Consider the following 23810-nt stretch of genomic DNA (forward strand, 5'->3'; position numbering starts at 1 on the left):
CATCACGAAAACGGGGAGGGGTGACACCCCGTGCCGGAACCACGCAGCGGGAAAAACGTAGAATCGGTCGGTGGCCGTCCCCAAGATCCTGCTGTTCTACCGTTTCACGCCACTCGCCGACCCGGACGCGATCCGGCTCTGGCAGCGCGACCTGTGCGAGTCGCTCGGCCTGCGCGGCCGCATCCTCGTCTCGAAGGACGGCATCAACGGCACTGTCGGCGGCGAGCTGAAGGACGTGAAGCGCTACCTGCGCAAGACGCGGGAGTATGCGCCGTTCGCCGGGCTGGATGCCAAGTGGAGCGAGGGCCGCGGCGACGACTTCCCGAGACTGAGCGTGCGGGTGCGCGACGAGATCGTGAGCTTCGGCGCGCCGGGTGAGCTGCGCGTCGACGAGAACGGCGTGATCGGCGGCGGTGAGAGGCTCAGCCCCGAGCGTCTGCACGAGCTCGTGGAAGGCGAGGAGGTGGTCTTCTTCGACGGCCGCAACGCCTTCGAGGCCGAGATCGGCCGGTTCGCCGGTGCCGTTGTGCCCAACGTCGCCAACACCCGAGAGTTCGTGGCCGAGCTCGACAGCGGCAAGTACGACCACCTCAAGGACAAGCCGGTCGTCACGTACTGCACGGGCGGCATCCGGTGCGAGGTGCTCTCCTCCCTCATGGTGAGCCGCGGGTTCGAGAAGGTCTACCAGCTCGACGGGGGAATCGCCCGATACGGCGAGACCTATGGCGACACGGGCCTCTGGCAGGGCTCGCTCTATGTCTTCGACAATCGGATGTCGATCGACTTCTCCGAGGACGCCCTGACCATCGGCCGCTGCTATCGGTGCGGCGAACCGACGAGCCACATGCAGAACTGCGGCGAGCTGTCCTGCCGCGAACAGCTCGTCGTGTGCGCGGAGCACGCCGCGACGACCGCTTGCGCGCGGCATCCGCTGCCCTGACGCGACGGCCGAGCGGAGCCTCGAGAGGCTGGTGAACGGAGCAACCCCGAACTTGCGGAATGATGGTGCCATGAGCATTGGAATTCTCACCAGCGGCGGAGACTGCCCGGGCCTCAACGCGGTCATTCGGGGCGCCGTTCTCAAGGGCACCCAGATCTACGGGCAGGAGTTCGTCGGCTTCCGCGACGGCTGGCGCGGAGTGGTCGACGGCGACATCGTCACCCTCGAGCGCAAAGACATCCAGGGCATCGCCAAGCAGGGCGGTACGATCCTCGGCACGTCGCGCACGAACCCCTTCGAGGGCGAGGGCGGCGCGGAACGCATCAAAGAGAACATGGACCGCCTCGGGGTCGACTCGCTCATCGCGATCGGCGGCGAAGGAACCCTCGCCGCGGCCAAGCGACTCACGGATGCCGGTATAAAGATTGTGGGCGTGCCGAAGACGGTGGACAACGACCTCTCCGCCACCGACTACACCTTCGGCTTCGACACGGCGGTACAGATCGCGACCGACGCGATGGACCGCCTGCGCACGACCGGGGACTCGCACGGCCGCTGCATGGTCGCCGAGGTCATGGGCCGTCACGTCGGCTGGATCGCCCTGCACTCCGGCATGGCGGCCGGCGCGCACGCCATCCTCATCCCGGAGCAGAAGACCAGCATCGACCAGATCGTGGCCTGGGTCACCTCCGTGCGGGACCGCGGCCGGGCGCCGCTCGTCGTCGTCGCCGAGGGCTTCCACCTCGACTCCATGGACGACGCACACTCCGAGCGTGGCCTCGACGCGTTCGGCCGTCCGCGGCTCGGCGGGATCGGCGAGCTCATCGCCCCGATCATCGAGGAGCGCACGGGCATGGAGACCCGGGCGACGACCCTCGGCCACATCCAGCGGGGCGGAACCCCCACGGCGTTCGACCGGGTACTCGCCACCCGCTACGGCATGGCCGCCGTCGACATGATCATGCACTCACGGTGGGGCCGGATGGTCGCGCTCAGCGGCACGACGATCACCCATGTTGCCCTCGAGGATGCCCTCGGCAAGCTCAACACGGTGCCCCAGTCACGCTACGACGAGGCCGCCATCCTCTTCGGCTGACGCCGACCGCAGCCTCGGTCGCCGCATCCGCCATACTTGCGAGCATGACTGCACTCTTCGTAATCGGACTGGCCTTCGCGGGACTCGCCTCCCTCGTCCACGTCTACATCTTCACACTCGAAAGCCTCAGCTGGACGAACCCCCGCACCTGGAAGATCTTCGGAATCGCCAGCCAGGCGGATGCCGACACCCTCAAGCCGATGGCCTACAACCAGGGCTTCTACAACCTGTTCCTCACGATCGGCATCGTCGTCGGGATGCTGCTGCTCGCCTCCAGTCGCCCGGCCGGTCTCGCGCTGATCTTCATGGGCACAGGGAGCATGGTGCTCGCCGCCCTCGTGTTGATCTCGACGGGTCGCGCGAACGCCCGCTCGGCAGCGATCCAGGGAGTGCTCCCCCTCCTCGGCATTGTGTTCCTGCTGCTGTCGCTGCTGTAGTTCTCGCCGAGATGCCCACTTCGGTCCCTTTCCCACGCGATTCGGGGCCCGAAGTGGGCATCTCGGTGAAGGGTGCGGAAGCTAGACTCCGGGCCTATGACCTCGACCCTCGCGACTCCGGTGACCTGGGAAGGCGCGTTCAACGCCGTCGACCTCGGCGGGCTGCCGATCGTCTCTGGTGGCGCGACCGCGTTTGGCCGGCTCTATCGGTCCGGTCGGCCTGAGTTTCTGACGGACGAGGGCTGGCGCCAGGCGATCTCGGGGGGCGTGCGGCTCGTGGTGGACCTGCGCAACCCGTCCGAGATTGGTCGCGAGGCGGCGCATCCGGTCATCGACGAATCGGCGCTCGCGGGGATCATCCGTGTCAATCTGCCCACCGAGGATCCGGATGACCCGGAGTTCCGTCGCGTCTGCGGCCCGCTGCTCGACAGCCCGGCGTCTTATGCCGACAATCTCGCCTTCTCCCCCGAGAAGTTCGCGGCCGTGTTCCACGCGATCGCGGGGGCGGATGGCGCGGTGCTCGTGCACTGCTCGGCGGGACGCGATCGCACCGGACTCGTCACGGCACTCGTTCTTCGGCTGGCCGGAGTTCCGGTTGAGGCGATCGCCGATGACTACGAGGCGGCGGTCCGGCGGGTCAACGCGCACCTGTGGACGACGCCAGAACCGCGGCGCGAGGAGGCCCACAGCGACGAGACGCTGCTGTCGCGCATCCGGGATCGGCGAGATGCTCTCGTGGAGTGGCTTGAGCCGCTCGATGTCGGCGACTATTTGGCGTCGATCGGCATTTCGCGGGCCGAGATCGCACGGCTGTCCCAGCTGCTTGCCGCACCCTGACTCACCGAGGTGCCCACTTCGGCCCCTTTCCGACGCGATTTACGGGCCGAAGTGGGCATCTCGACGGAAGCGAGCGATGACGACCGGGGCGCGTCAGGCGGGAGGCACAGCGGCCGCTGCGGCGCGGGCCGCTGCGGGCAGGGCATCGAGGATGCGGGAGACCGCCGCGTCGTCGTGGGCGGCCGAGACGAACCAGGCCTCGAACACCGACGGGGGCAGTGAGACCCCCGCGTCGAGCATGGCGTGGAAGAACGGGGCGTAGCGGAACGCCTGCTGGGCCTTCACCTCGGCGTAGTTGCGCGGGGCGCTCGTGGCGAAGGCGAACGAGAACAGGTTGCCCGCGCGCTGCACGGTGTGCTCCACTCCCTGCGCGGCGAGAGCGGCGGAGACGGCGACGGAGAGCCGGTCTGCCACGGCGTCCAATTTCGCGTAGACCGCCGCATCCGCAGCCCTGAGGGTGGCGATGCCCGCGGCGACGGCGACCGGGTTGCCGCTGAGCGTTCCGGCCTGGTAGACCGGGCCGAGGGGGGCGAGCCGGTCCATGATCTCGGCGCGGCCGCCGAGCGCCGCGAGCGGCATGCCGCCGCCGATGACCTTGCCGAAAGTGAAGAGGTCCGGCTGCCAGCCCGCGCCGTCCGGCACCACGCGGGCGGCCTCGAGGCCCCACCAGCCGGCCGGGCCGACGCGGAACCCGGTGAGCACCTCGTCGAAGATCGTGAGGGCGCCGTTCTCGCGGGCGATGGCCGCGAGCGCTCGGTTGAAGCCGCGCTCCGGCGCGACGACACCCATGTTCGCGGCGGCCGCCTCCACGATGACCGCGGCGATGTTGGGGCCGTGCTCGGCGAAGACCGCGCGCACGGCGGCGAGGTCGTTGTACGGGATCACGAGGGTCTGCGCCGCGGTGGCGGCGGTGACCCCGGCCGAGCCGGGCATGGCCAGGGTCGCGAGGCCGGAGCCGGCCTCGGCGAGAAGGGCGTCGGAGTGCCCGTGGTAGTGGCCGGCGAACTTCACGAGCAGGTCACGGCCGGTCGCGCCGCGGGCGAGCCGGATGGCGGTCATCGTCGCCTCGGTGCCGGTGGAGACGAGCCGCAGCTTCTCGACCGCACGCTGGTCGCCCACTCGCACCCGCTCGCGCACGAGCTCGGCAAGCTCGGTCTCGCCGGGAGTGGATGCCCCGAAGGAGAGCCCCTTCGCCGCGGCATCCTGCACGGCCTCGACGACCGACGGATGCGCGTGCCCGAGAATGGCTGGACCCCAGGAGCTCACGAGGTCCACATATTCGCGCCCCTCGGCATCCGTGACGTACGCGCCCCGCGCGGAGACGAGGAAGCGCGGCGTGCCGCCGACCGACCCGTACGCCCGAACCGGCGAGTTCACGCCGCCGGGGATCGAGAGCTTGGCCCGGGTGAAGTAGTGCTCGTTCGTGCCCATCACATGTTCCGTTCCATCGGTGCCGGCAGAATCATGGTCAGCGCAGCCAGCCGGCAAGCTCGGTGGCCCAGTAGGTGAGCACGGCGTCCGCGCCGGCGCGCTTGATGCCGAGGACGGACTCCTCGATGGCTCGGCGACGGTCGATCCAGCCGTTCGCCGCCGCGGCCTCGATCATCGAATACTCGCCGGACACCTGGTAGGCCCAGACCGGCACGGTGCTCACGGCCGCCGCATCGGCGAGCACGTCGAGGTAGCTCATGGCCGGCTTGACCATCACCACGTCAGCGCCCTCCTCGACGTCGAGCATCACCTCGCGCAGACCCTCGCGCCGGTTGCCGGGGTCCAGTTGGTAGCTGCGGCGGTCGCCCTCGAGCGATGACTGCACCGCCTCGCGGAACGGGCCGTAGAAGGCCGAGGCGTACTTGGCCGCGTAGCCGAGAATCGCGGTGTCCGTGAAACCGTTCTGGTCGAGCACGTCGCGCACGGCGGCGACCTGGCCATCCATCATGCCGCTCAGGCCGAGCAGGTGGGAGCCGGCCGTGGCCTGGGCGACGGCCATGTCGCGGTAGCGTTCGAGCGACGCGTCGTTGTCGACGCGGCCGCGGGCATCCAGCACACCGCAGTGGCCGTGGTCGGTGAACTCGTCGAGGCAGAGGTCGGTCTGCACGACGATGCTCGCGCCAACCTCCTCGATCACCGCGCGGGTCGCCACGTTGAGGATGCCGCCGTCGTCGGTCGCCCCGGAGCCGAACGCATCCTTGTGGCTGGGGATGCCGAACAGCATCACCCCTCCGATTCCCGCCTCGGCCGCCTCGACGACGGCCCTGCGCAGGCTGTCGAGCGAATGGTTCACCACGCCAGGCATCGACGTGATCGGAACCGGTTCGCTCACGCCCTCACGCACGAACATCGGCAGCACGAGCTCGGCCGGGTGCAGACGAGTCTCGGAGACGAGGCGGCGCATCGCCGGGGTGCTGCGCAGGCGGCGCGGGCGGATGGTCGGGCCCTCACTCATTGTTCTGCGTCCGTTCCGCGAGCGCGTGTTCCGCGAGCGTCTCGACAAGCGAGAGCGCAGACCGTGATTCGGCGATGAGGTGAACCGTGATCCCGGCCGCTCGCGCGTCGAAGGCGGTGCGTGGTCCGATCGCGGCCACGATCGTGTCGTCGGGAAGGGGAGCGAGCTGCGCCTGCACCTGGCGCGCGACGGAGCCGGAGGTGATCAGCACCGCCCGGATGCGACCGGAGGCGACATCCGCCGCCACATGTTCGGACACCGGCACGCCCACGGTGCGGTAGGCGGCCACGAACTCCGCCTCGAGGCCGAGGGTCGTGAGCCCGGCGACGAGGGTCGGCTCGGCGATGTCGGACTGGGGGATCAGCACCCGCCCCACGATCGCCGACGCCGGCCATTCCTTCACGAGGCCACGAGCGGAGTTGTCGCTCTCGGGCACGAAGTCCACCCGGTAGCCGGCGAGCGCGAGGGCCGCGCTCGTCGTCTCGCCGACGGCGGCGATGCGCGTGGTCGACGGCACCGTCACCTGCTGGCTCATCAGCACGTCGACGGTCGTGGCGCTGGTGATCACGAGCCAATCGAAGTCGCCGCGTTCGAGCCGCTTGAGCGCGTCGGAGAGCGTGCGCGGGTTCTCGGCGCTCGCGAAGTTGATCATCGGCGCGATCACCGGAACGGCGCCGTAGGAGCGTAGGGTCGCCGCCACGCTGTCCCCCCACTTGCCGCCACGGGGCACGAGCACCCGCCACCCGGCGAGCGGTTTGCCCGCGCGATGCGGGGTCACGATGCCGTCCCGAGCGGTGCGATGTCGGCGGCACCCAGCTCGAGAAGCTCGTCGGCCACCCGGTCGCCCAGCTCCCAGGGCAGGCCGGCACGTTCGGCGGCCGACCCCTCGAGAACGAGCGCGTGCGAACTGGTGAGCGAACTCGACCCGTCCGGCGCGTACACGGTGGCCGTGAGGAAGAGCAGCTCGCCGTCGATCACGGCCGACGCCCCGATGGGCGCGGCGCAACCGGCCTCGAGCCGGGCGAGCACCGCCCGCTCGGCGAACACCGCGAGGCGGGTATTCGGGTGGTCGACCGTCTTGAGCATCGCCGCGAACGAGGCGGAGTGGCCCTCGCGCACCTCGATGGCGAGCGCGCCCTGCCCAGGGGCGGTTGCCCAGCGGCCGAGTTCGAAGAACTCGGTCACGGCGTCGAGCCTGCCGAGCCTGGTGAGACCCGCCGCGGCAAGCACGACGGCGTCCAGTTCGCCGGACTCGACCTTGCGCAGTCTCGTGTCGACGTTGCCGCGGATGTCGACCACGGTGACGTCCGGCCTCCTGCCGCGCAGCTGGGCCGCGCGGCGCGGCGAGCCGGTGCCGATCCGCGAACCGGCGGGGAGGGCCTCGAGCGTGAGGCCGTCACGCGCGCACAGGGCGTCCCTGGCATCCGCTCGCCTGGGCACCGCCCCGATGCGCAGGCCGGGATAGCCCGCCGTGGGGAGGTCCTTGAGCGAGTGCACGACGAGGTCGCACACCTCGCCGAGAAGCGCCTCGCGCAGGGCGCTCGCGAAGACCCCGGTGCCCCCGAGGGTGGCGAGGGACTCGGCGGAGTGGTCGCCTTCCGTCGCGATCGGCACGATCTCCACCTCAAGCCCGGAGGCCTTGGCCACGGCGGCCGCGATCACTCCGGTCTGGGCGAGCGCGAGGGCGCTGCCCCGAGTGCCGATGCGGATGACGTCGCCGGCGGACGATGGTGAGGTCACGGCTGCAGCCCCGCAACCGCAGGCTTGAATCCGAGTCGCGCGTTTTCGCAGCAGCCTGACCGGCACACGTCGTACCACGGTCCGAGTTCGGTGAGGGCCGGCCGGTCGGCGACCGGGACCGCGTCGCGCCGTTCGAGCACGAGGTCGACGAGCCCGGAGACATAGGCGGCGTGGACGCCGGGGGTCGGTACGCGGATCGCGAGCACGCCGAGGCTCTGCGCGGTCTCCATCGCCTCGGTGTCGAGATCCCACTTCACCTCCATGTGGTCGCTCACGAATCCGAGTGGCACGATCACCACGGCACGGATGCCCGTGGAGGCGAGGTCGCGGATCGCGTCGTTCACGTCCGGCTCGAGCCAGGGCACACTCGGCGGTCCGGAGCGGCTCTGGAAGACCAGGTCCCAGGCGGGCGCGTCACCCGCGGCGGCGATCACGACTTCGGCGACCGCCCTGTGCTGGGCCACGTACGCGCCACCGTCGCCGAAGCCGCGGAACGCCGGCCCGCTCTTCGCGGCATCGGCGTCGGGGATCGAGTGGGTGGAGAACAGCACGTGCGTCTGCTCGAGCGGGATGCCCTCCGCCGCGATCGAGGCGAGCGCACCGCGCACGCCGTCAATGAAGGGCTGCACGAACCCCGGGTGGTCGAAGAACTGGCGCACCTTGTCGATCTGGATCACGTCTTCGAGGCCCGTGTCGGCGAGCGCCGCGGCGTAGTCCTCGCGGTATTGGCGGCAACTGGAGTACGAGCTGTACGCGCTGGTGCCGATCGCGATGAGCCGGGCGAAACCGCGCTCGTTCGCCTCGACGAAGGCATCCTTCAGGGAGGGCGCCCAGTTGCGGTTGCCCCACAGCACCGGCAGGTCGATGCCGCGCCGGGCGAGCTCCGCCTCGAGCGCGGCCTTCAGCTCACGGTTCTGCGCGTTGATGGGACTCACGCCGCCGAACGCCCGATAGTGGTGGGCGACCTCCTCGAGCCTCTCCTCCGGGATGCCGCGCCCGCGGGTCACATTCCGCAGGAACGGGATCACGTCGTCCTGGCCCTCTGGTCCGCCGAAACTCGCGAGCAGGATGGCGTCGTAGGCGGTCGGTTCCGTCACGTACTCTGGCCCGAAGGCCGCGGCGGGTGTCGCGTTCTGCACCACCGTCACTCGAGCACCTCGGCGATCTCCTCGAGGCGGATGCGGCGCCCGCTGTAGAAGGGCACCTCTTCGCGAACGTGGCGCCGGGCCTCGGTCTGGCGCAGGGTGCGCATCAGGTCGACGAGGTCGACGAGTTGCGGCGCCTCGAGCGCGAGGATCCACTCGTAGTCGCCGAGGGCGAACGAGGCGACGGTGTTGGCGAGCACCTGGCGGTATTCGGCCCCCTTGCGGCCGTGGTCCGCGAGCATGGTGCGCCGCTCCTCCTCCGGCAGGATGTACCAGTCGTACGAACGCACGAACGGGTACACGGTGAGCCAGGCTTCCGGCTCCTTGTCGCGCATGAATGCCGGCAGATGGTTCGCGCTGAACTCGGCATCGCGATGCACGCCCATCGCGTTCCAGGTGGGCAGCAGGTTCCTGATCACGTCGCTGCGACGCAGTTCGCGGAGGGCCCACTGGATGGTCTCAGGCTCTCCGCCGTGCAGCCAGACCATGAGGTCGGCGTCTGCCCGCAGCGAGGAGACGTCGTAGAAGCCGCGCACGGTCACGCCGCGAGCCTCCACGGCGTTCACCGCCGCACGCAGCGATTCGAGATCGGTCCCCGCCGGGTTTGCTGGATCACGACGGTAGACGGCCCACAGCGTGTACCCGCTGGGCGTTGGGGTGTTGCTCATGCCGTCTATCCTCCCTCGCCGGTGGGCGAGATCAAAAAGCGGCGCTGCTTTTCTGTCGTGGTGCTGGGAGCGGTGTGACTGGTGCGATTAATCGTCAGAGAATATCGCCCACGCGACGAGCCCGCCGATCACGATTATCGCGCCGGTGGCGCCCGCGATCCAGGGCAGCGGGTTGGCCTTGTACGCGGCCCTCGCGCGGCGCGACAGCCGGCTCAGCTGCTTGGGAACGTTGAGCCGGTCCTCGATCTCGTTGAGCGCGCTCTCGAGCTCGACGCGAGCCGTCGAGACGCGGGTTTCGATGGGCTCACTCATGGCTTCTCTCGCATTCCGATGCCCTTGATGGCATTCACGTCTTTCTTCACGCTCGTGATGGTCTCGGTCGGGGCGGGCGGCATGCCCTGCTTCACCTGGGCGACGCCGATGCCGACCAGGATGGCCACGATCACCAGGAGCAGGCCCGCGACGACCAGCGCCGCTGCCCAGCCGGGGAGCACGACGGCGAGCCCCAGGATCGCCGCCGCGATGAGCACCGCCATCAGGAAGAACGCGAACAGGCCCGCCGCGACGAAGAGTCCGACGCCGACGCCGGCGTGCCTGAGCTTGGCGAGCATCTCCTGCTTGAGCTGCTCCAACTCGTCCTTGACGAGTTCGGCGAGCAGCCGCGGCAGGTCGGCGATGAGCGCGAACAGGGACCGTCTGCCGCGGTCGTCGTCACTCATGATCGTCTACTTCGCGGCGTCGGTGCTGGATGCGGCCGGATGCTTCGCGGCGGCCGGACGTTTCGTCTGGCGCGTCTTCGCGCTCGCCGGCCTGCCGCTCACCTGGCCGACGACCTTCTTCGCGCCCTCGGCGAGAAAGTCGGCCACCTCGGGTGCCTTGTCCTTGGCGAAGTCTTCGGCCTGCTTCACCTGGCGCTGCACCCGGGGGTCGTTCCACAGGCGGTTGGTAGCCCTCTTGATTTGCTCGTAACGTTCGCGGCCGGCCCGGCTGCCGAGTACGTATCCTGCGGCCAGTCCGACGAGGAAGAGTAGTTTGCCTCGCATGAATGCTCCGTTCCGTTGTGCGCCAGCGCCGAGGCGCTCTATAGCGGGTACGCCTTCCACAGTAGCCCCCAGGAGCTAGGGCGCCACTCCTTGCAGCAAACGTTGAGCTTGGAGCCGCGCGTGGGCGATCACGCCAGCCAAACCGGTGCCGGCCACGCCCTCGCCGACGACCGTCACGCCGTCGATCGGGCTCGGCGCGGGCGGCACGGGTGCCCACCCCACCGCCGAGAAGCCGACGACGGACTCCGGGCGGATTCGCACGTCGAGCAGGGCCGAGGCATCCGCGACGGCCTGTCGCTCGAGGGCGCCGGCGGCGAGGCCGTCGACGAGCCGCGCGTCGTAAGAGAGTCGGACCACGTGCCGGTGTTCGCCGGCCAGGGCGGCCAGCCACGGCCACTTCGCCGTCGCGTGGGTGAGCGCCTTCGCGCGGATGCCGGGGGCGCCGGGCGCGACGAGCACCCCGGTGCCCCGGGGCGCGGCATCGAGAGCCGCGCTCTCCACCACGAGGGTGGTGAGCAGGATCGAGGCTCCGGCCTCCGCTCCGAGTGGCGCGGCGAGCACCACCCGCCGGGCGTCGATCCGCTCGCCGCTGTCGACGGTGGCGCCGGCGAGGGTGACGCCGCCGGCATCGACCGAGGAGACCACCGCCCCGGTGCGGATGAGCACCCCGCGCCGGCGCAGGTCGGCGCCCAACGCCTCGACGAGCGAGAAGATACCGCCATCGATTCCGGACACGGCCGTGCCCGCCGGCGCGGCATCCCGCAGCCTCAGCACCGCGTGGGCGAGCGAGCCCGCGCCGCGCAGCGCGCCGCGGAGGCCGGGCGCCACGACGTCGACATCGAGCTCGTCGGGGTGTCGAGAATGGATGCCGATCACGACCGGCGCGACGAGGCTGTCGACCACGCCGTCCCCCATCCGGCGCCGCACGAGGGCGCCGAGGGTGCGTTCCTTCGCGGCCACGGCGCTCGGCATGAGTTCGTCGAGCTGGGCACGAAGGGCGGCCCGCATCCCGACGACGGCGATCACGTCCGCCGCGAGCGGGGTTCCCGGGATGCCGAGAAGCGCCGTCTTGGGCAGGGGGAGCGCCGCTCCGGTCGCGGGCTGCAGCCATGCGCCGGCCGGGTTCGGCTGCACGATCGCCGGCTCGAGCCCGAGTTCGGCGGCGAGCGCGGCGACGGTTCCGCGGCGCGTGGCGAAGCTTTCGGCCCCGGCATCCAGCTCGATGCCGCCGACCGTGTGCCTCGCCACCTTGCCGCCGAGCCGGTCGGTCGCCTCGAGCAGGGTCACGGACAGGCCTCCGGCCGCGAGGTCGCGTGCCGCCACGAGCCCCGCTATGCCGGCGCCGACGACCACGACGTCAGGCATGGGCGAGTTCCACGATGCGGGTGAGCACGTCCGGGTCGGTCTCCGGAGGCACCCCGTGTCCCAGATTGAGCACGTGGGCGCTCGCGGCGCGGCCCCGCTCGATCACGTCGAGCACGTGCCGCTCGAGCACCGGCCACGGGGCGGCGAGCAACGCGGGGTTGATGTTGCCCTGAAGCGGCACCTCCGATCCGAGCCGCCGCGACGCCTCGTCGAGCGGGATGCGGTCGTCGACGCCCATCACGTCGGCGCCGATCGCGTGCATCGACCGGAGCAGCTCTCCGGTGCCGACACCGAAGTGCACGACCGGGATGCCGAGGTCCTTCACGTGCGAGATCGCCTGTGCCGAGAACGGGGCGACCCGCGACTCGTAGTCGACGACGGAGAGCGATCCGACCCACGAGTCGAAGAGCTGCACGGCGCTCGCCCCGGCGAGTACCTGGGCGCGGAGGAAGGCGCCGGTGACGTCCGCCGCCCAGCCGAGCAGGGCATCCCAGGCCGCGGGGTCGGCGTGCATGAGGGTGCGCGCACGCAGGTGATCCTTGGACGGGCCGCCCTCGACGAGGTAGGCGGCGAGCGTGAACGGGGCCCCCGCGAACCCGATGAGGGGGGTGGACCCGAGTTCGGCGACGGTGCGGGCCACGCCCTCGGCGATCGGGGCGAGGGCGGCCGGGTCGAGGGCGCGGAGTGCGGCGACATCCTGCGCCGTTCGGATGGGCGCGCCGAGCACCGGGCCGCGCCCCGGCACGATGTCCACGTCGACGCCGGCGAGCCTGAGCGGCACGACGATGTCGCTGAAGAAGATCGCCGCATCGACGCCGTGGCGGCGAACCGGCTGGAGCGTGATCTCGCTCGAGAGCTCGGGATCGAGGCAGGCGTCGAGCATGGCCATTCCCACCCGCAGCGCGCGGTACTCGGGAAGTGATCGTCCGGCCTGGCGCATGAACCACACGGGGGTGGTCTCCGGGCGGTCGCCGCGATAGGCCCTGATCAGGGGGGAGGCGGCCGTTCCGCCGTCGACGAGGGGATGGTGCGCAGGCAGGTTCACGTCCTTAAGTATGAGCGAGCGGCGCTGGACGGTCGCCCAGCGGACTCGACAGCGAGCGGGCGTATGCTATCGAGGTGCTTCTCTGCCTCACCGCCAACCACCAGAACGCGAGCTTCGACCTTCTCGAGAAGCTCTCGATCGGTGCGCCGCGGGCCGCCGGAATCCTGGTGCAGAACGGAGACTTTGTCACGGGCGCCGTAGTGCTCGCCACCTGCAACCGCTTCGAGGCCTACCTCGAGATCGAGGAACCGCTCGCCACCGCGAGCGAGTCGGCGGCGGCCAGGGCCGTGCAGGTGATCAGCGAAGCCAGCGGAATCGAGGCGGACGCGCTCACCGCCTCGGTGCGCGTGCTGCAGGGCGACGATGTGGCGAGCCACCTCTTCGCCGTGTCCGCGGGTCTCGAATCGGTGATCCTCGGCGAAGACGAGATCTCCGGCCAGGTGCGCCGGGCCCTCGAGGAGGCCCGCGTGGCCGGCACCACCTCCTCCGGCCTCGAACGCCTCTTCCAGCGGGCCGCCCACACCTCCCGCGGCGTGAAGAACCGCACGGCGCTCGGCGGCGCTGGGCGCTCGCTCGTGCGCCTCGCGCTCGAGCTCACCTCGAGCCGCATCGCCGACTGGACGGCCACCCGGGTTCTCATCGTGGGCACCGGCCAGTACGCCGGCACCACGGTCGCCGCTCTGCGGGACCGCGGCGCCGCCGACCTGACCGTGTTCTCGGCCTCCGGGCGCGCCCCACGTTTCGCGCTGCGCCACGGGATGGCCGCCACCGACGACCTGCAATCCGCCATCGCCGGCGCCGACGTGGTCATCACCTGCACCAGCACGAGCACCCCGGTCATCACGACCGCGGTCGTGGCACAGGGTCGCCGCCGGATCGTGATCGATCTCGGCCTCCCCCGCAACGTGGATCCAACGATCGCGGCCATCCCGGGCATCGAACTTCTCGACCTCGAGACGGTGAGCCTGCACGCGCCGCTCGAGGAACTCAATGCCACGAGCGACGCCCGCGCGCTCGTGAGCGAGGCCGTGTCCGAGCATGCCGCCCTCACCGCCGAGCAACAGCTCACCCCGGCCATCGTCGCCCTGCGTGCGCACGTCTTCGGTCTCCTCGATGCCGAGATCGATCGGGCTCGCGCCCGCGGCGACAGTGACGGCCGCACCGAGGCGGCGCTGCGCCATCTCGCCGGAGTGCTGCTGCACATGCCATCCGCTCGGGCCAGGGAGCTCGCCCGCGCTGGCGAGGCCGCGTCGTTCAACGAGGCCGTGGTGGCGCTGTTCGGCATCGAGCTTCCCCCGCCGACCGCGCGGCCCATCATCAACGACGGGCTCGACCGGCTCGCCTAGTCCGCTCCTCTCGACAACGCGAGGTGGTGAACACCGATGATCGCTGGTAGATTGGGCCCGTGGGGCACCACTGTCGGTGCTTGGCACATCGCCGTTTCGGGGGAAACCGCTTCGAGAAGTCTCGGGTTCGCGAACCGTGACCCGGCCTCAGCGCCTTGCCTTTCCCACGGAGGAATCGTCTTATTTCGGGGGAGTTGTCATGAGCAGGCCATTCAAGCGCATTTCATCGATAGCGGTCTATTCACTACTTCTGGCCACTCTCAACGTATCGGGTGCGCATGCGGCGCTGGCGGCTCCCATCCACTCGACGATCACGTCGGCTAAAACCGCTGCGACCAAAGTGATCGCGCGGAAGGTCGCCCGGACTCCGGCTCCCACTCCCACTGCAACGCCCACCGCCACCGCCACCGCCACCGCCACCGCCACCGCAACGCCTACTCCGACCGCCACCGCCACGTCAACCGCCTCCATGCCTGTGGGCAATCTCCCCGGCTGGACGCAGACTGCTGTCCAGGACTTTTCGAAGCCGGCAGCGCTCGGCCAGGTTGGCACGGTCTACGGCGCGGACATGCGTGGGTACTCCGGCTTCCCGGACACGTCAAAACACGGAACCTACACCCCGGACTCAGTGCTCTCAGTGTCCAACGGCGTGTTGGACTACTACCTGCATACCGAAGGGGGGGTACCGAGGGTTGCGACCCCAATCCCGTTCGGCTACGCCGGGCAAACCTACGGTCGCTACTCGGTCAGGTTCCGCTCGGAGTACCTGCCCGGCTACAAGATCGCTTTCCTCTTGTGGCCGTCGAGCGACAACTGGAACGAGGGAGAGATCGACTGGCCGGAAGGGAGCCTCAACGGCAAGATGAGCCCGGCATCCGCGATCAAAGGGAGCCTCGACTCGACGTGGAACATGTCCTTCGACGCGGTAAGCCCTCGAAGCTGGTCGGCGACGGATTCATCCACCTGGCACGTTGCCACCACGGAATGGACTCCCGGCAAGGTCAAGTGGTTCTGGGACGGTGTTCTCGTGGCTCAGACCAGCATCGCTGCGGGCGTCCCGTCGACCAACTTCAGATGGACACTTCAAGCGGAGACCGATATCGGGGCACCGGCGCCGGCAGCCAGCACGGCCGGCCACCTGCAGGTCGACTGGGCGGTTCAGTATGCTTACAAGCCGTGAGAAGAGCACGATGACTCACGTACCCCGCGGACGGGCACGTCGGGGATCCGGCCTCACTCGATAGCCTTGACGAGATCGGACGGCGGGACCCTTGTGCGCACCACCGCACTCGAGGCCCGACCCTCCAGCCCCGGGCGGGCATTCGGAACGTGAGGGGGCGACAGTGCCCATGAGGGTCTGGCGCCTCCGGCGCGCGGTGATCGTTCTTGTCTTTCTGCTCATAGCGGTGGCGATTGCGATCATCCTGACCGTAGATCCTGCGCCGAGGGCCGTGAAAACTGCCGCCCCGACTCCGTCGGCGACCAGCACCCCGAAGGCGCTCGGTCTGCTCCCCACCGTCGATGACAACTCTCCGGCCTCCTCGAAAACCACCCTTGTCTTCTCCGACGAGTTCAATGGCTCCACGCTGGATACCAGCAAATGGAGCACCGGCCGATATGCCGCGACAACACAAGGAGACGCGCCATTCAACCCTTCCCTGGAGGGCGCTTACTACGCGAGTTCGCAAGTCTCGGAATCGAACGGGAATGTCTACCTGACTCTCGCTCCGTCCACCGCCACCCTCAACGGAAAGACCTACCACTACGTCTCCGGGTTGATTCAGTCCGAGAATCACTTCTCCCTGACCCCGGGCACGTACATCGAGTCGCGAACCAGAGTCAATTCCTGCCAGGGGTGCTGGAACTCCATTTGGACCCAGCCGTCCGGCAAATGGCCGCCGGAGATCGACATCTTGGAGTTCTACCCGCCTGACGGCTCGCCAAAGTTCAACTTTCATCCTGCGTCGGGCCCCGAGCTCGGTCTAGCCAGCTATGGCGAGGAGAATGCGTCGTATCTGGACGCGTACCACACCTACGGCCTGTATTGGGATGGCATTCACGCCACTCCCTATCTGGACGGCAAGCCCTATGCAACCAAGCCGGCCGAGACGCGCGATCCCATGTATGTGATTTTTAGCCTGACGGTCCTCGAGGGCTACTCGCCACCCACCGGAAGTACCCTGGCCGTCGACTGGGTGAGAGTCTGGCGCTGAAGTCGGAGAGCGAGGACTCGCCTCAAGCGCGCTGGCGCGAAACCCCAGGTTGTCGCCCACGGGCGGGGCGGGGGAAGATGGGCTGATTCGAAGAAGACGCCCAGAGCCGCTTCTCGTTCAAGCTAGGGGGGGTCGAACGTGTCGAAGGTCGAACGGAGGGGCGCGCCGGGCTTCTTCAGGTGGGTCTTCCAAGATTGGGCAACCAACAAGGGCTACCGCGACTCGCAGCTTGTTCTCGTGGGCTTTCGGCTTGCGCAATGGGCGCACCAGCACTGGGGTGCGATCGGGTACGTGCACGCGGGAATCTACCGCCTGTGGATGTCGCTGTTCGTGGGGGTCGAGCTTCCCCCGGAATGCCAGATCGGTCCGCGACTCCGAATATTCCACCCGCACGGCATCGTGCTCAATCCCGCGGTCGTGATGGGTTCCGACTGCGTTCTAAGGCAAAACGTCACGATCGGCAACATCGTGCGACGCGATGGAACGGAGAAGGGCGTCGCAAGCGTCGGCACCGGTGTCGAGTTCGGTGCCGGCTGCGTCGTCGTCGGCCCCATTCACGTCGGTGACTACGCCCGGATCGCCGCACTCTCTCTCGTATTCGAGAGCGTTCCCGAGCGCGGAGTGATGCGCGGCAACCCCGCTCGCCTCGTGCGGATCGACGATCCAGAGCCTCCACACGATGCCGCCGTCCCCCCGGCCGGAGCCATTGGCACCGAGTAACACTGGCACGGCATGCCCTGCAATCAGGAGGAAGTGGCGTGCGCGAGTTCGAGTTCGTCGAGGTACTCGGCCGTTGCGTTCTTCCACGATCGCCATGTCACGACGTCACCCGCTCGGTTCTCCGCCGTCGAACCCGCCGCGCGCAGGAGTCGGACGATCTCCGCCGCGATCGCTGCCGGTTCCTCCGCAGTTGTCAGCAATTCCTGGCTCTCCACCTCGCGAGCCGCCGCCGCGGTGGCGACGACGGGGATGCCGGCGCCGAGCGCCTCTCGAACGGAGTTGCGGATGCCCAGCCCTTCGCGGTCCGGGAACGCGGCGACATCCGCGGAATTGAAGACGTCTGTCATGCTCGGGACATTGGCCAGGATCTCCACCCCCGGTCGCCGCAAATCCGTGACAGCCTTGGCCGGTTGTCTACCCGCGATCGTGAAACGCGTCTCGGGAAGATCCCGCCACACCAGAGGGGCGATCTGTTCCACAAGGATGGTGACGCTGTCGATGTTGGGTGCGTAGTTGAGGCTGCCAACAAAGCACACCACGGGCGGGCCGGGTTCGCGAGGAACACGCTCCGCGTGGTCGACGCCGTTCGCTATGCCTCGAACCGCCCGATGGAGTCGTCCGGACCATCGGGCGGCATCCTCGCGCCCGACCGTGAGCAGACGCGCCCTGGCGGGAATCGACTGCTCGAGGGCAAGAACGCGACCGGCCTTGAATCGTTTGTATGCGCCGACCAATCCGGCGCTGTGTCGTGCTTCCATCTCCATCCGGATCGACCAGGGATCGACCACCTGCATGACCATCGGTCCGCGGACGTACCTCCCCACGAAGGGGATGTGCGGTCCGTGAAGGAGTGTCACATCGCTCTTGGCGGACAGTTCTCGGACGCAGGCTCGAACCCCGGCCACTGAACGCTCCTCTGCGGCAACCTGCAACCTCGAGAACAGCGAGCGGAACAGCGCGACTTCGTGCCGCCTCTTGCCGAACGTCACAACGCGCTCGCACCTCGCGGAGACTACCTCGGGGATGTCGTGTGTCGAGCCCAGCGTCACCAGCGTGACCGCGATCTCGGCTGGCAGCGACCTGATGATCTCGAACGAGATCATCGAACTGCCGTCGCCCAGCTCCGGATCCCGGTTCGGTATGCCGTCAGCGACGATGAGAAGTCTCACACCCCCGATGGTAGTGTCCGCGCTGACGTGCGCTGGGAGCGGCACCTCACTCCGACGCCGCGCCCCGACTACTGCTGAATTTGGTGCAGACATCCGCACCGCAGAGAGCACAGTCCGACCCGCGCCGATGATGGCCGTGCGCGTCGCGTTCATGCCCGCATTTGCATAGGGGTTCGCGCGATTCCGCGCGTGGATCCCCGCCGCGCGTCAATTGCCAGTCCATGACGGCTAGCCGATCCTCGCGATTGGGGAAGAAAAGAGACTCTCAGTATTTCTATCAGAACCAGCCCTCGCCCAGTGTGATCTCTGGGCACAAAGACCCAAAGTCGGACGGGGCCAAACAAGTATACTGGAATGTAGCGTCAACCCGAAAATCGCTTGTCCAGGTCGGAAGAGAATTGGCCGACCTGCCAGTCGGTTTATTACGTCTTGCTCGACCCGAAACGAGCTGCATTATGCCCGAGATCTCTAATCCGCTGCGGACGGCGGTCCCCCGCGTTTCGATCGTCATTCCTGCGAAGAACGAGGCAAGGAACTTGGAGGTTATGCTCCCGCAACTCCCGCCCGTCCACCAGGTGGTCCTCGTTGATGGACATTCGGTGGACGACACCGTCGCCACCGCCCGCCGGGTGATGCCCAGCATCGAGATCATCGAGCAGACCCGTTCGGGCAAAGGCAACGCGCTCGCGTGCGGCTTCGCCGCCGTCACCGGGGACGTCATCGTCACGTTCGACGCCGACGGTTCCGCCGACCCCTCCGAAATCCCCGCGTTCGTCGACGCGCTTCTAGCAGGCGCCGATTTTGCCAAGGGAACCCGTTTCTGCGCCGGCGGCGGAAGCAAGGACATCACCCTCTCGCGCCATTTGGGCAACTTCGCCCTCAACGCGCTCGCGAACCTGCTATTCAACACGCACTACACCGACCTCTGCTATGGCTACAACGCCTTCTGGACAAGCGTGGTCCCGTCCTTCGACCTGCCAGATAACTCGCTTCCGAAGGCTGAGGACGGGCACACCTACTGGGGCGACGGATTCGAGATCGAGACGGTTCTCGATTGCCGTGTCACCTCGGCAAAGCTCAGGGTCGCGGAGGTTCCGAGCGTCGAGCAGCGGAGAATATTCGGCCAGAGTAACCTTCACGCGATGCGCGACGGATTCCGAGTCCTCGAGACCATTCTGATGGAATGCCCTCGCGTGCTCGCCCACGCGAACGCCGTTTCGGCGCATCCAGCCCACTCGATCGTCGAGCATGCTGACCCGACTGCGCGAAGATCCGCATGACCCACCACGCCACCGTCAGCGTTGTCGTCTGCGCCTACACGCAGCGACGATGGGGCGACCTCGCGTTGGCGATAAACTCCGCTCGTGCCCAGCCGGAAGCATCAGAGGTCATTGTCGTCATAGACCATGAGAGCGAGCTCCTTCGCCGAGTCGAGGAGCGGTGGTCGGAGACCGGCGTCAGAGTCGTGTCCAACCGCCACCGGCAGGGACTGTCGGGGGCTCGCAATACCGGCCTCGAGGCGGCCGAGGGCAGCCTGATTGCCTTCCTCGATGATGACGCCGTGGCGGCAGACGACTGGCTTCGATTGCTCGTCGAATGCTTCGTGAACGACGACATCGTGGGGGCCGGCGGGAGCGCAGTGCCCGATTGGCCATCGGGCCGGCCGCCGTCGACCCTCCCACCCGAGCTGCTCTGGGTCGTCGGCTGTACCTATCGAGGCCAGCCGAGCGAACGCTCTGAGGTGCGCAACGTCATTGGCTGCTCGATGATCTTCCGGCGCTCGGCGCTCCTGGCGATCGGCGGGTTCAACGTGGACACCGGTCGTGTCGGTCAGGTTCCCCTGGGCGGGGAGGAGACCGAGGTGTGCATCAAGCTGCGCCAGCTGAACCCGAATAGCCGGGTGATTTTCGAACCTCGCAGCGTCGTGCATCATCGAGTCACACCGGACAGGGTCACGTGGCGCTACCTTCGCCGACGCAGCTTCTTCGAAGGTGTCTCGAAGGCCGCCCTCAGCAGAGACCTCGGTCCCCAGGACGCGCTGTCGAGCGAGCGCAGCTATGCCGGGCGGATGCTTCCTGGCGGTGTGTGGCGCGAGCTTTCACATGGACGCCCCGCTGCGGCGTTCGCAATTGTTCTTTCCCTCGTCTCAGCCGGGTTCGGCTACCTCTACGGGATCACCCACGCGCGCGCAGACGATTCGCTAGTCTCAACGGAGCACAGGGCTGCGACGTGACAGCAGGGCCCTCGCGACAGGGGAAGGGGCCTCGCAATGCGAACGCTTGAGCTGAATCCCGCCATGACGAGCTCCCACCCTCCGGACTGGCCGGGAGCATTGTGGGTAGGCACCCTCGACGTCCAGACCGTCACGCGCTTCGAACAGGTCCATCTGCGGGAATCCGATGGGTACACAAGGGCTCGCCTTCTTGTCCGCGAAGGGCCGGCCGTCAGGGGCTTCATCGAACTCGACGCGCCGAACGGACTGATCGGTCGCGCGGCCCTCGATAGGGCGATGGCCGTGCTCCCCCGCGCTGTGCGCCGCGTCGACGCCGCGCCACTGCCCACCATCACCGTCATCGTCTGCACGAGAGATCGCGCGTCCCAGCTCCGCAGTGCGTTGAAGGCGATCCTTGCTCTCGACTATCCAAAATTCGACGTTCTCGTGGTCGACAATGCGTCGCGCACCTCCGAAATCCGGGATCTGGTCCAGAACGAATTCGTTGCACCAGCGGTGACCCTGGTATCGGAACCGACCCCGGGCCTCGGCCTCGCCAGAAACACGGGACTCCGCGCCGCGACGGGAGAGATCGTCGCCTACACCGATGACGACGTGATTGTCGACCAGGCCTGGCTGACGGAGCTGGCTGCCGGCTTTTCTCGCGCCCCGAACGTCGACTGTGTCACGGGACTCGTGCCGAGCGGGGAGTTGCGCACGCCGGCCCAAGGGTATTTCGATGGCCGCGTGAGCTGGTCGAAGAACCTCGAGCCGCGCATCTATTCGCTCGCTGAACCGCCTGCCCGTCTTCCGATGTTCCCGTTCTCGATCGGGGAGTTCGGCACTGGAGCAAACTTCGCGCTGCGGCGTCGTGCCGCCCTCGAGCTTGGTGGATTCGATAGCGCCCTGGGAGTCGGCACCCGCGCGGGAGGCGGCGAAGACATCGACATGTTCACCCGCATCATTCTCGACGGGCGCACTCTGGTGATGCAGCCCTCGGCCATCGTCTGGCATCGAAATCGCGACGACCTTGCCGCGCTTCGCGTTCAGGCCAGGGGATACGGGACTGGCCTCGGTGCCTGGCTCACCAAACTGTTCATGAACCCCCACACCGCTCGCATGGCACTGGTCCGCAGTCCCCACGCGCTGACCCGGCTCGTCTCGCTCGCGTGGCGCAGGCCCGCCCGTGTCGCCGGGGCTCGACCAGCCGACGAATGGGATCGTGAGTTCGCGCGAATGGGCTGGGTTGAACTCTTTTCCGTCGCCCGTGGGCCCCTCAGCTACCTGCTTCAGCGCCGGTCCGCGAGAGGCATGAAGCAGTGATCGACAGTGCTCTCCGTGGGTTTCGCGAAGACATACAGCTCGCCGCCCACCACTTCGCCTTCAGCATCGTCGGCGGATCGACGTTCTCGCCACGCGCGCTTCGACGGGTGATCTACAACCTCTTCGGCGCATCACTCCTATCGGCCCCCGGAGCCAACTTCAGCTTCGTCGGCAGCCCGAAGAACTTCACGGTCGGTCGGTCGGTGTATTTCAATCGTCAAGTGTTCGTCGAAGCGGGCGCTCCAGTGACGATCGGTGACGAGTGCGCATTCGGCATGCAGACGATGATTCTCACCAGCCATCATCCGTTCGACCAATATGGCAAATGGGAGCATCAGGCGGTCGGCCGCCCCGTCGTGATCGGCGACAGGGTCTGGGTGGGAGCGCGCGCCACCATCCTGCCAGGAGCCGTCGTCGAATCGGATGTCATCATCGCGGCGGGCGCTGTTGTCACGGGTCGCTGCGCGTCTCACGGTGTTTACGCGGGAGTCCCGGCGCGACGAATCCGCGATTTACCCCTCGAGTCGATGGCATGACGATGGCTGGGTCGTCGGACACGGCACCACCATCGAAGGGGTCCCCGCTCTTCGGTCGGGGCCTGCTCTACGCACTCGTGTGGTCGCTCCAACTCGTCGCGGCGACGATCATCTCACCCGTGCTCACGCACGTGATCTCTCCCGCAGCGTTCGGAGCGCTGGCCACCGCGATCGCTGTTCATCAGGTCATCAGCGTTCTCGCGCTGCTCGGAATCGACAAGGCAGTCGTCCTGCAGCGATCGGAGGACAGCGACGGACAAGCGGCTCGCGGACTGGTGACCGTCGGCATCGTCATATCCTTTGTCGTCACGCTCGCCGTCGTTCTCACCGCCCCGCTCTGGCGTGAAGCCCTCGGGTTCGGAGCATTCGACAGCCTTCTGCTCGCGGTCCTCTTGTGGACGGCGCCGACCGCTGCAGTGCAGGTGATCCAGGCGCTGCTTCTGACAGAAGACCGGTTCCGTCCCTTTGCCGTGGTCGGCACCATAGCCGCGATCGGTGGGCAGATCGTCGGCCTCGTGCTGCTGTTCACCGTTCACAAAGGCGCCACCATCTATGCGTGGGGTGGCGTCGGAGCCCAGTTCGCGGCGATGATCGTGGGAATCGTCTTTGTGCGTCCCACACTGCGCGGCTTGCTCAACTGGCCCGCCATCAAGCGAGCCATCAGTTTGGGCATTCCTCTCGCCTTTGCGGGTTTGGCCTGGATTCTGCTCAGCGCCGCCGACCGGGTCATCATCCAGGTGATCAAGGGTCCGGAGGCGGTTGCTCGATACCAGGTGGGCTACATTGTGGGTTCGGTCAGCATCACCCTGCTGATCTTCATCCACAGCGCGTGGTCGCCACACTTCGCTGCCCTCCGAACCGATGTCGAGCGCACCGAGCTCGCCTCGCGCTCTCGAGACCAGCTCTACCGTCTGCTCCTGCCAACGATCCTGGGGATCACCCTGGCGGCACCGATTCTCTTGCGGGTGGTCGCTCCCGAAAGCTTCCGGCCCGGCCCGTTGACTCTCGTGGTCTTTCTGGTCGCCCTGTCGTCGTATCCCGTGGCGGCGGAATTGGCGAGCGCCCAGATCCTGATTGTGCAAAGGCGCGGGAATGCGGTCGGAATCCTGACCGCAGCGGCCGCCGCCGTCAACATCGGCCTCAACATCGTTCTCGTGCCGCTCATCGGTATCGTGGGCGCAGCGATCGCCACGATTATCGCTTTCGCCGCACTCGCGTTCCTGCAATTGCGAGCCCTCGGCTCCGACGTGCCCCTGCAGCGGCCGCCGACTCGGTTGATCGTGGCGATCGGCCTGGCCGCGGCCTCGGCCGCGGCATCGATCCTGCCTCCCCAGACTCTCGCGTGGAACCTGGTCCGCCTCGCCGCCGCCGTCGGTTGTCTGCCGTGGTTCATCTGGTCATTCAACCGAGCGCGACGCTGGTCAGACGACATGCCTCCCGAGGGATCGAAGCGAGGCGCACAGGGAGCGCGCCACGGAAGCACCGCCGGAGAGGATGCACCAGAGTGAGGACTCCCGCCGCTTCGCCCG

At 68.0% G+C, this 23810-nt stretch carries 25 protein-coding genes; 13 read left to right on the plus strand and 12 right to left on the minus strand.

The features are described 5' to 3' along the window. Positions 1-70: 70 nt before the first annotated feature. The 4 genes from VIM54_RS03535 to VIM54_RS03550 all read left to right on the plus strand — a co-directional run bounded on the left by VIM54_RS03535 (position 71) and on the right by VIM54_RS03550 (position 3310). Positions 71-940: a rhodanese-related sulfurtransferase gene (locus tag VIM54_RS03535; protein ID WP_331899223.1), complete on the plus strand. Its 870-nt coding sequence runs from the start codon at positions 71-73 to the stop codon at positions 938-940. A 70-nt stretch (positions 941-1010) separates the two neighbouring features. Next, entirely contained in the window at positions 1011-2036 is a 1026-nt protein-coding gene (locus VIM54_RS03540; RefSeq protein ID WP_331899225.1) for a 6-phosphofructokinase, read from the plus strand. Positions 2037-2080: 44 nt separating this feature from the next. Further along, entirely contained in the window at positions 2081-2473 is a 393-nt protein-coding gene (locus VIM54_RS03545) for a DUF1304 domain-containing protein (protein WP_331899227.1), read from the plus strand. 96 nt (positions 2474-2569) lie between these two features. Beyond that, positions 2570-3310, plus strand: coding sequence for a tyrosine-protein phosphatase (locus VIM54_RS03550; protein ID WP_331899229.1), 741 nt, complete (start codon positions 2570-2572; stop codon positions 3308-3310). Positions 3311-3403: 93 nt separating this feature from the next. On the opposite strand, the gene hemL is transcribed toward VIM54_RS03550, so the two are convergent. From hemL to hemE, 11 genes are all read right to left on the minus strand, one after another. Continuing rightward, positions 3404-4741: a glutamate-1-semialdehyde 2,1-aminomutase gene (hemL, locus tag VIM54_RS03555; RefSeq protein WP_331899230.1), complete on the minus strand. Its 1338-nt coding sequence runs from the start codon at positions 4739-4741 to the stop codon at positions 3404-3406. A gap of 37 nt (positions 4742-4778) precedes the next feature. After that, a complete protein-coding gene (hemB, locus tag VIM54_RS03560; RefSeq protein WP_331899231.1) occupies positions 4779-5756 on the minus strand; it encodes a porphobilinogen synthase in 978 nt (325 codons plus the stop codon). Continuing rightward, entirely contained in the window at positions 5749-6534 is a 786-nt protein-coding gene (locus VIM54_RS03565) for a uroporphyrinogen-III synthase (RefSeq protein WP_331899232.1), read from the minus strand. Before VIM54_RS03565 ends, hemB begins: the two co-directional genes overlap by 8 nt. Further along, positions 6531-7496: a hydroxymethylbilane synthase gene (gene hemC, locus VIM54_RS03570; RefSeq protein ID WP_331899233.1), complete on the minus strand. Its 966-nt coding sequence runs from the start codon at positions 7494-7496 to the stop codon at positions 6531-6533. The genes VIM54_RS03565 and hemC overlap by 4 nt, the downstream gene beginning before the upstream one ends. Continuing rightward, positions 7493-8644, minus strand: a complete 1152-nt coding sequence (locus VIM54_RS03575; RefSeq protein WP_414673160.1) for a ferrochelatase — start codon at positions 8642-8644, stop codon at positions 7493-7495. The genes hemC and VIM54_RS03575 overlap by 4 nt, the downstream gene beginning before the upstream one ends. Further along, a complete protein-coding gene (hemQ, locus tag VIM54_RS03580) occupies positions 8641-9309 on the minus strand; it encodes a hydrogen peroxide-dependent heme synthase (protein WP_331899234.1) in 669 nt (222 codons plus the stop codon). Before hemQ ends, VIM54_RS03575 begins: the two co-directional genes overlap by 4 nt. A gap of 87 nt (positions 9310-9396) precedes the next feature. Then, positions 9397-9621 (minus strand): DUF3618 domain-containing protein, encoded by a 225-nt coding sequence (locus VIM54_RS03585; protein WP_331899236.1) that lies wholly within the window; start codon positions 9619-9621, stop codon positions 9397-9399. Continuing rightward, positions 9618-10028, minus strand: a complete 411-nt coding sequence (locus VIM54_RS03590; RefSeq protein WP_331899237.1) for a phage holin family protein — start codon at positions 10026-10028, stop codon at positions 9618-9620. Before VIM54_RS03590 ends, VIM54_RS03585 begins: the two co-directional genes overlap by 4 nt. Positions 10029-10034: 6 nt before the next feature. Then, complete coding sequence (locus VIM54_RS03595; protein ID WP_331899238.1) at positions 10035-10352, minus strand: YtxH domain-containing protein; 318 nt, start codon at positions 10350-10352, stop codon at positions 10035-10037. A gap of 75 nt (positions 10353-10427) precedes the next feature. Beyond that, the gene (locus VIM54_RS03600; protein ID WP_331899239.1) at positions 10428-11717 is read right to left on the minus strand and encodes a protoporphyrinogen/coproporphyrinogen oxidase; all 1290 of its coding nucleotides are present in this window, start codon (positions 11715-11717) and stop codon (positions 10428-10430) included. Then, the gene (gene hemE, locus VIM54_RS03605; RefSeq protein WP_331899240.1) at positions 11710-12762 is read right to left on the minus strand and encodes a uroporphyrinogen decarboxylase; all 1053 of its coding nucleotides are present in this window, start codon (positions 12760-12762) and stop codon (positions 11710-11712) included. Before hemE ends, VIM54_RS03600 begins: the two co-directional genes overlap by 8 nt. A 74-nt stretch (positions 12763-12836) precedes the next feature. On the opposite strand from hemE, the gene VIM54_RS03610 reads away from it, so the two are divergent. The 4 genes from VIM54_RS03610 (at position 12837) to VIM54_RS03625 (ending at position 17041) form a co-directional block, all read left to right on the plus strand. Further along, entirely contained in the window at positions 12837-14108 is a 1272-nt protein-coding gene (locus VIM54_RS03610) for a glutamyl-tRNA reductase (RefSeq protein ID WP_331899241.1), read from the plus strand. Positions 14109-14307: 199 nt separating this feature from the next. Then, positions 14308-15288, plus strand: coding sequence for a glycoside hydrolase family 16 protein (locus VIM54_RS03615; RefSeq protein ID WP_331899242.1), 981 nt, complete (start codon positions 14308-14310; stop codon positions 15286-15288). A 169-nt stretch (positions 15289-15457) separates the two neighbouring features. After that, the gene (locus VIM54_RS03620) at positions 15458-16321 is read left to right on the plus strand and encodes a glycoside hydrolase family 16 protein (RefSeq protein WP_331899359.1); all 864 of its coding nucleotides are present in this window, start codon (positions 15458-15460) and stop codon (positions 16319-16321) included. A 138-nt stretch (positions 16322-16459) separates the two neighbouring features. Further along, entirely contained in the window at positions 16460-17041 is a 582-nt protein-coding gene (locus VIM54_RS03625; protein WP_331899243.1) for a serine acetyltransferase, read from the plus strand. Between the two features lie 23 nt (positions 17042-17064). On the opposite strand, the gene VIM54_RS03630 is transcribed toward VIM54_RS03625, so the two are convergent. Continuing rightward, positions 17065-18210, minus strand: coding sequence for a glycosyltransferase (locus VIM54_RS03630; RefSeq protein WP_331899244.1), 1146 nt, complete (start codon positions 18208-18210; stop codon positions 17065-17067). A gap of 455 nt (positions 18211-18665) precedes the next feature. On the opposite strand from VIM54_RS03630, the gene VIM54_RS03635 reads away from it, so the two are divergent. The 5 genes from VIM54_RS03635 (at position 18666) to VIM54_RS03655 (ending at position 23789) form a co-directional block, all read left to right on the plus strand. Continuing rightward, positions 18666-19490 carry a glycosyltransferase family 2 protein gene (locus VIM54_RS03635; protein WP_331899245.1) on the plus strand — a complete coding sequence of 275 codons (825 nt, stop codon included), beginning with the start codon at positions 18666-18668 and terminating at the stop codon, positions 19488-19490. Beyond that, entirely contained in the window at positions 19487-20443 is a 957-nt protein-coding gene (locus VIM54_RS03640) for a glycosyltransferase family 2 protein (RefSeq protein WP_331899246.1), read from the plus strand. The genes VIM54_RS03635 and VIM54_RS03640 overlap by 4 nt, the downstream gene beginning before the upstream one ends. Before the next feature lie 63 nt (positions 20444-20506). Continuing rightward, positions 20507-21745 (plus strand): glycosyltransferase family 2 protein, encoded by a 1239-nt coding sequence (locus VIM54_RS03645; RefSeq protein WP_331899247.1) that lies wholly within the window; start codon positions 20507-20509, stop codon positions 21743-21745. Positions 21746-21852: 107 nt separating this feature from the next. Further along, entirely contained in the window at positions 21853-22281 is a 429-nt protein-coding gene (locus VIM54_RS03650) for an acyltransferase (RefSeq protein WP_331899248.1), read from the plus strand. Next, positions 22278-23789 carry a lipopolysaccharide biosynthesis protein gene (locus tag VIM54_RS03655; RefSeq protein WP_331899249.1) on the plus strand — a complete coding sequence of 504 codons (1512 nt, stop codon included), beginning with the start codon at positions 22278-22280 and terminating at the stop codon, positions 23787-23789. Before VIM54_RS03650 ends, VIM54_RS03655 begins: the two co-directional genes overlap by 4 nt. Positions 23790-23810 lie beyond the last annotated feature (21 nt).

The sequence above is a fragment of the Lacisediminihabitans sp. genome, assembly GCF_036569425.1.
Classification (GTDB): Bacteria; Actinomycetota; Actinomycetes; order Actinomycetales; family Microbacteriaceae; genus Lacisediminihabitans.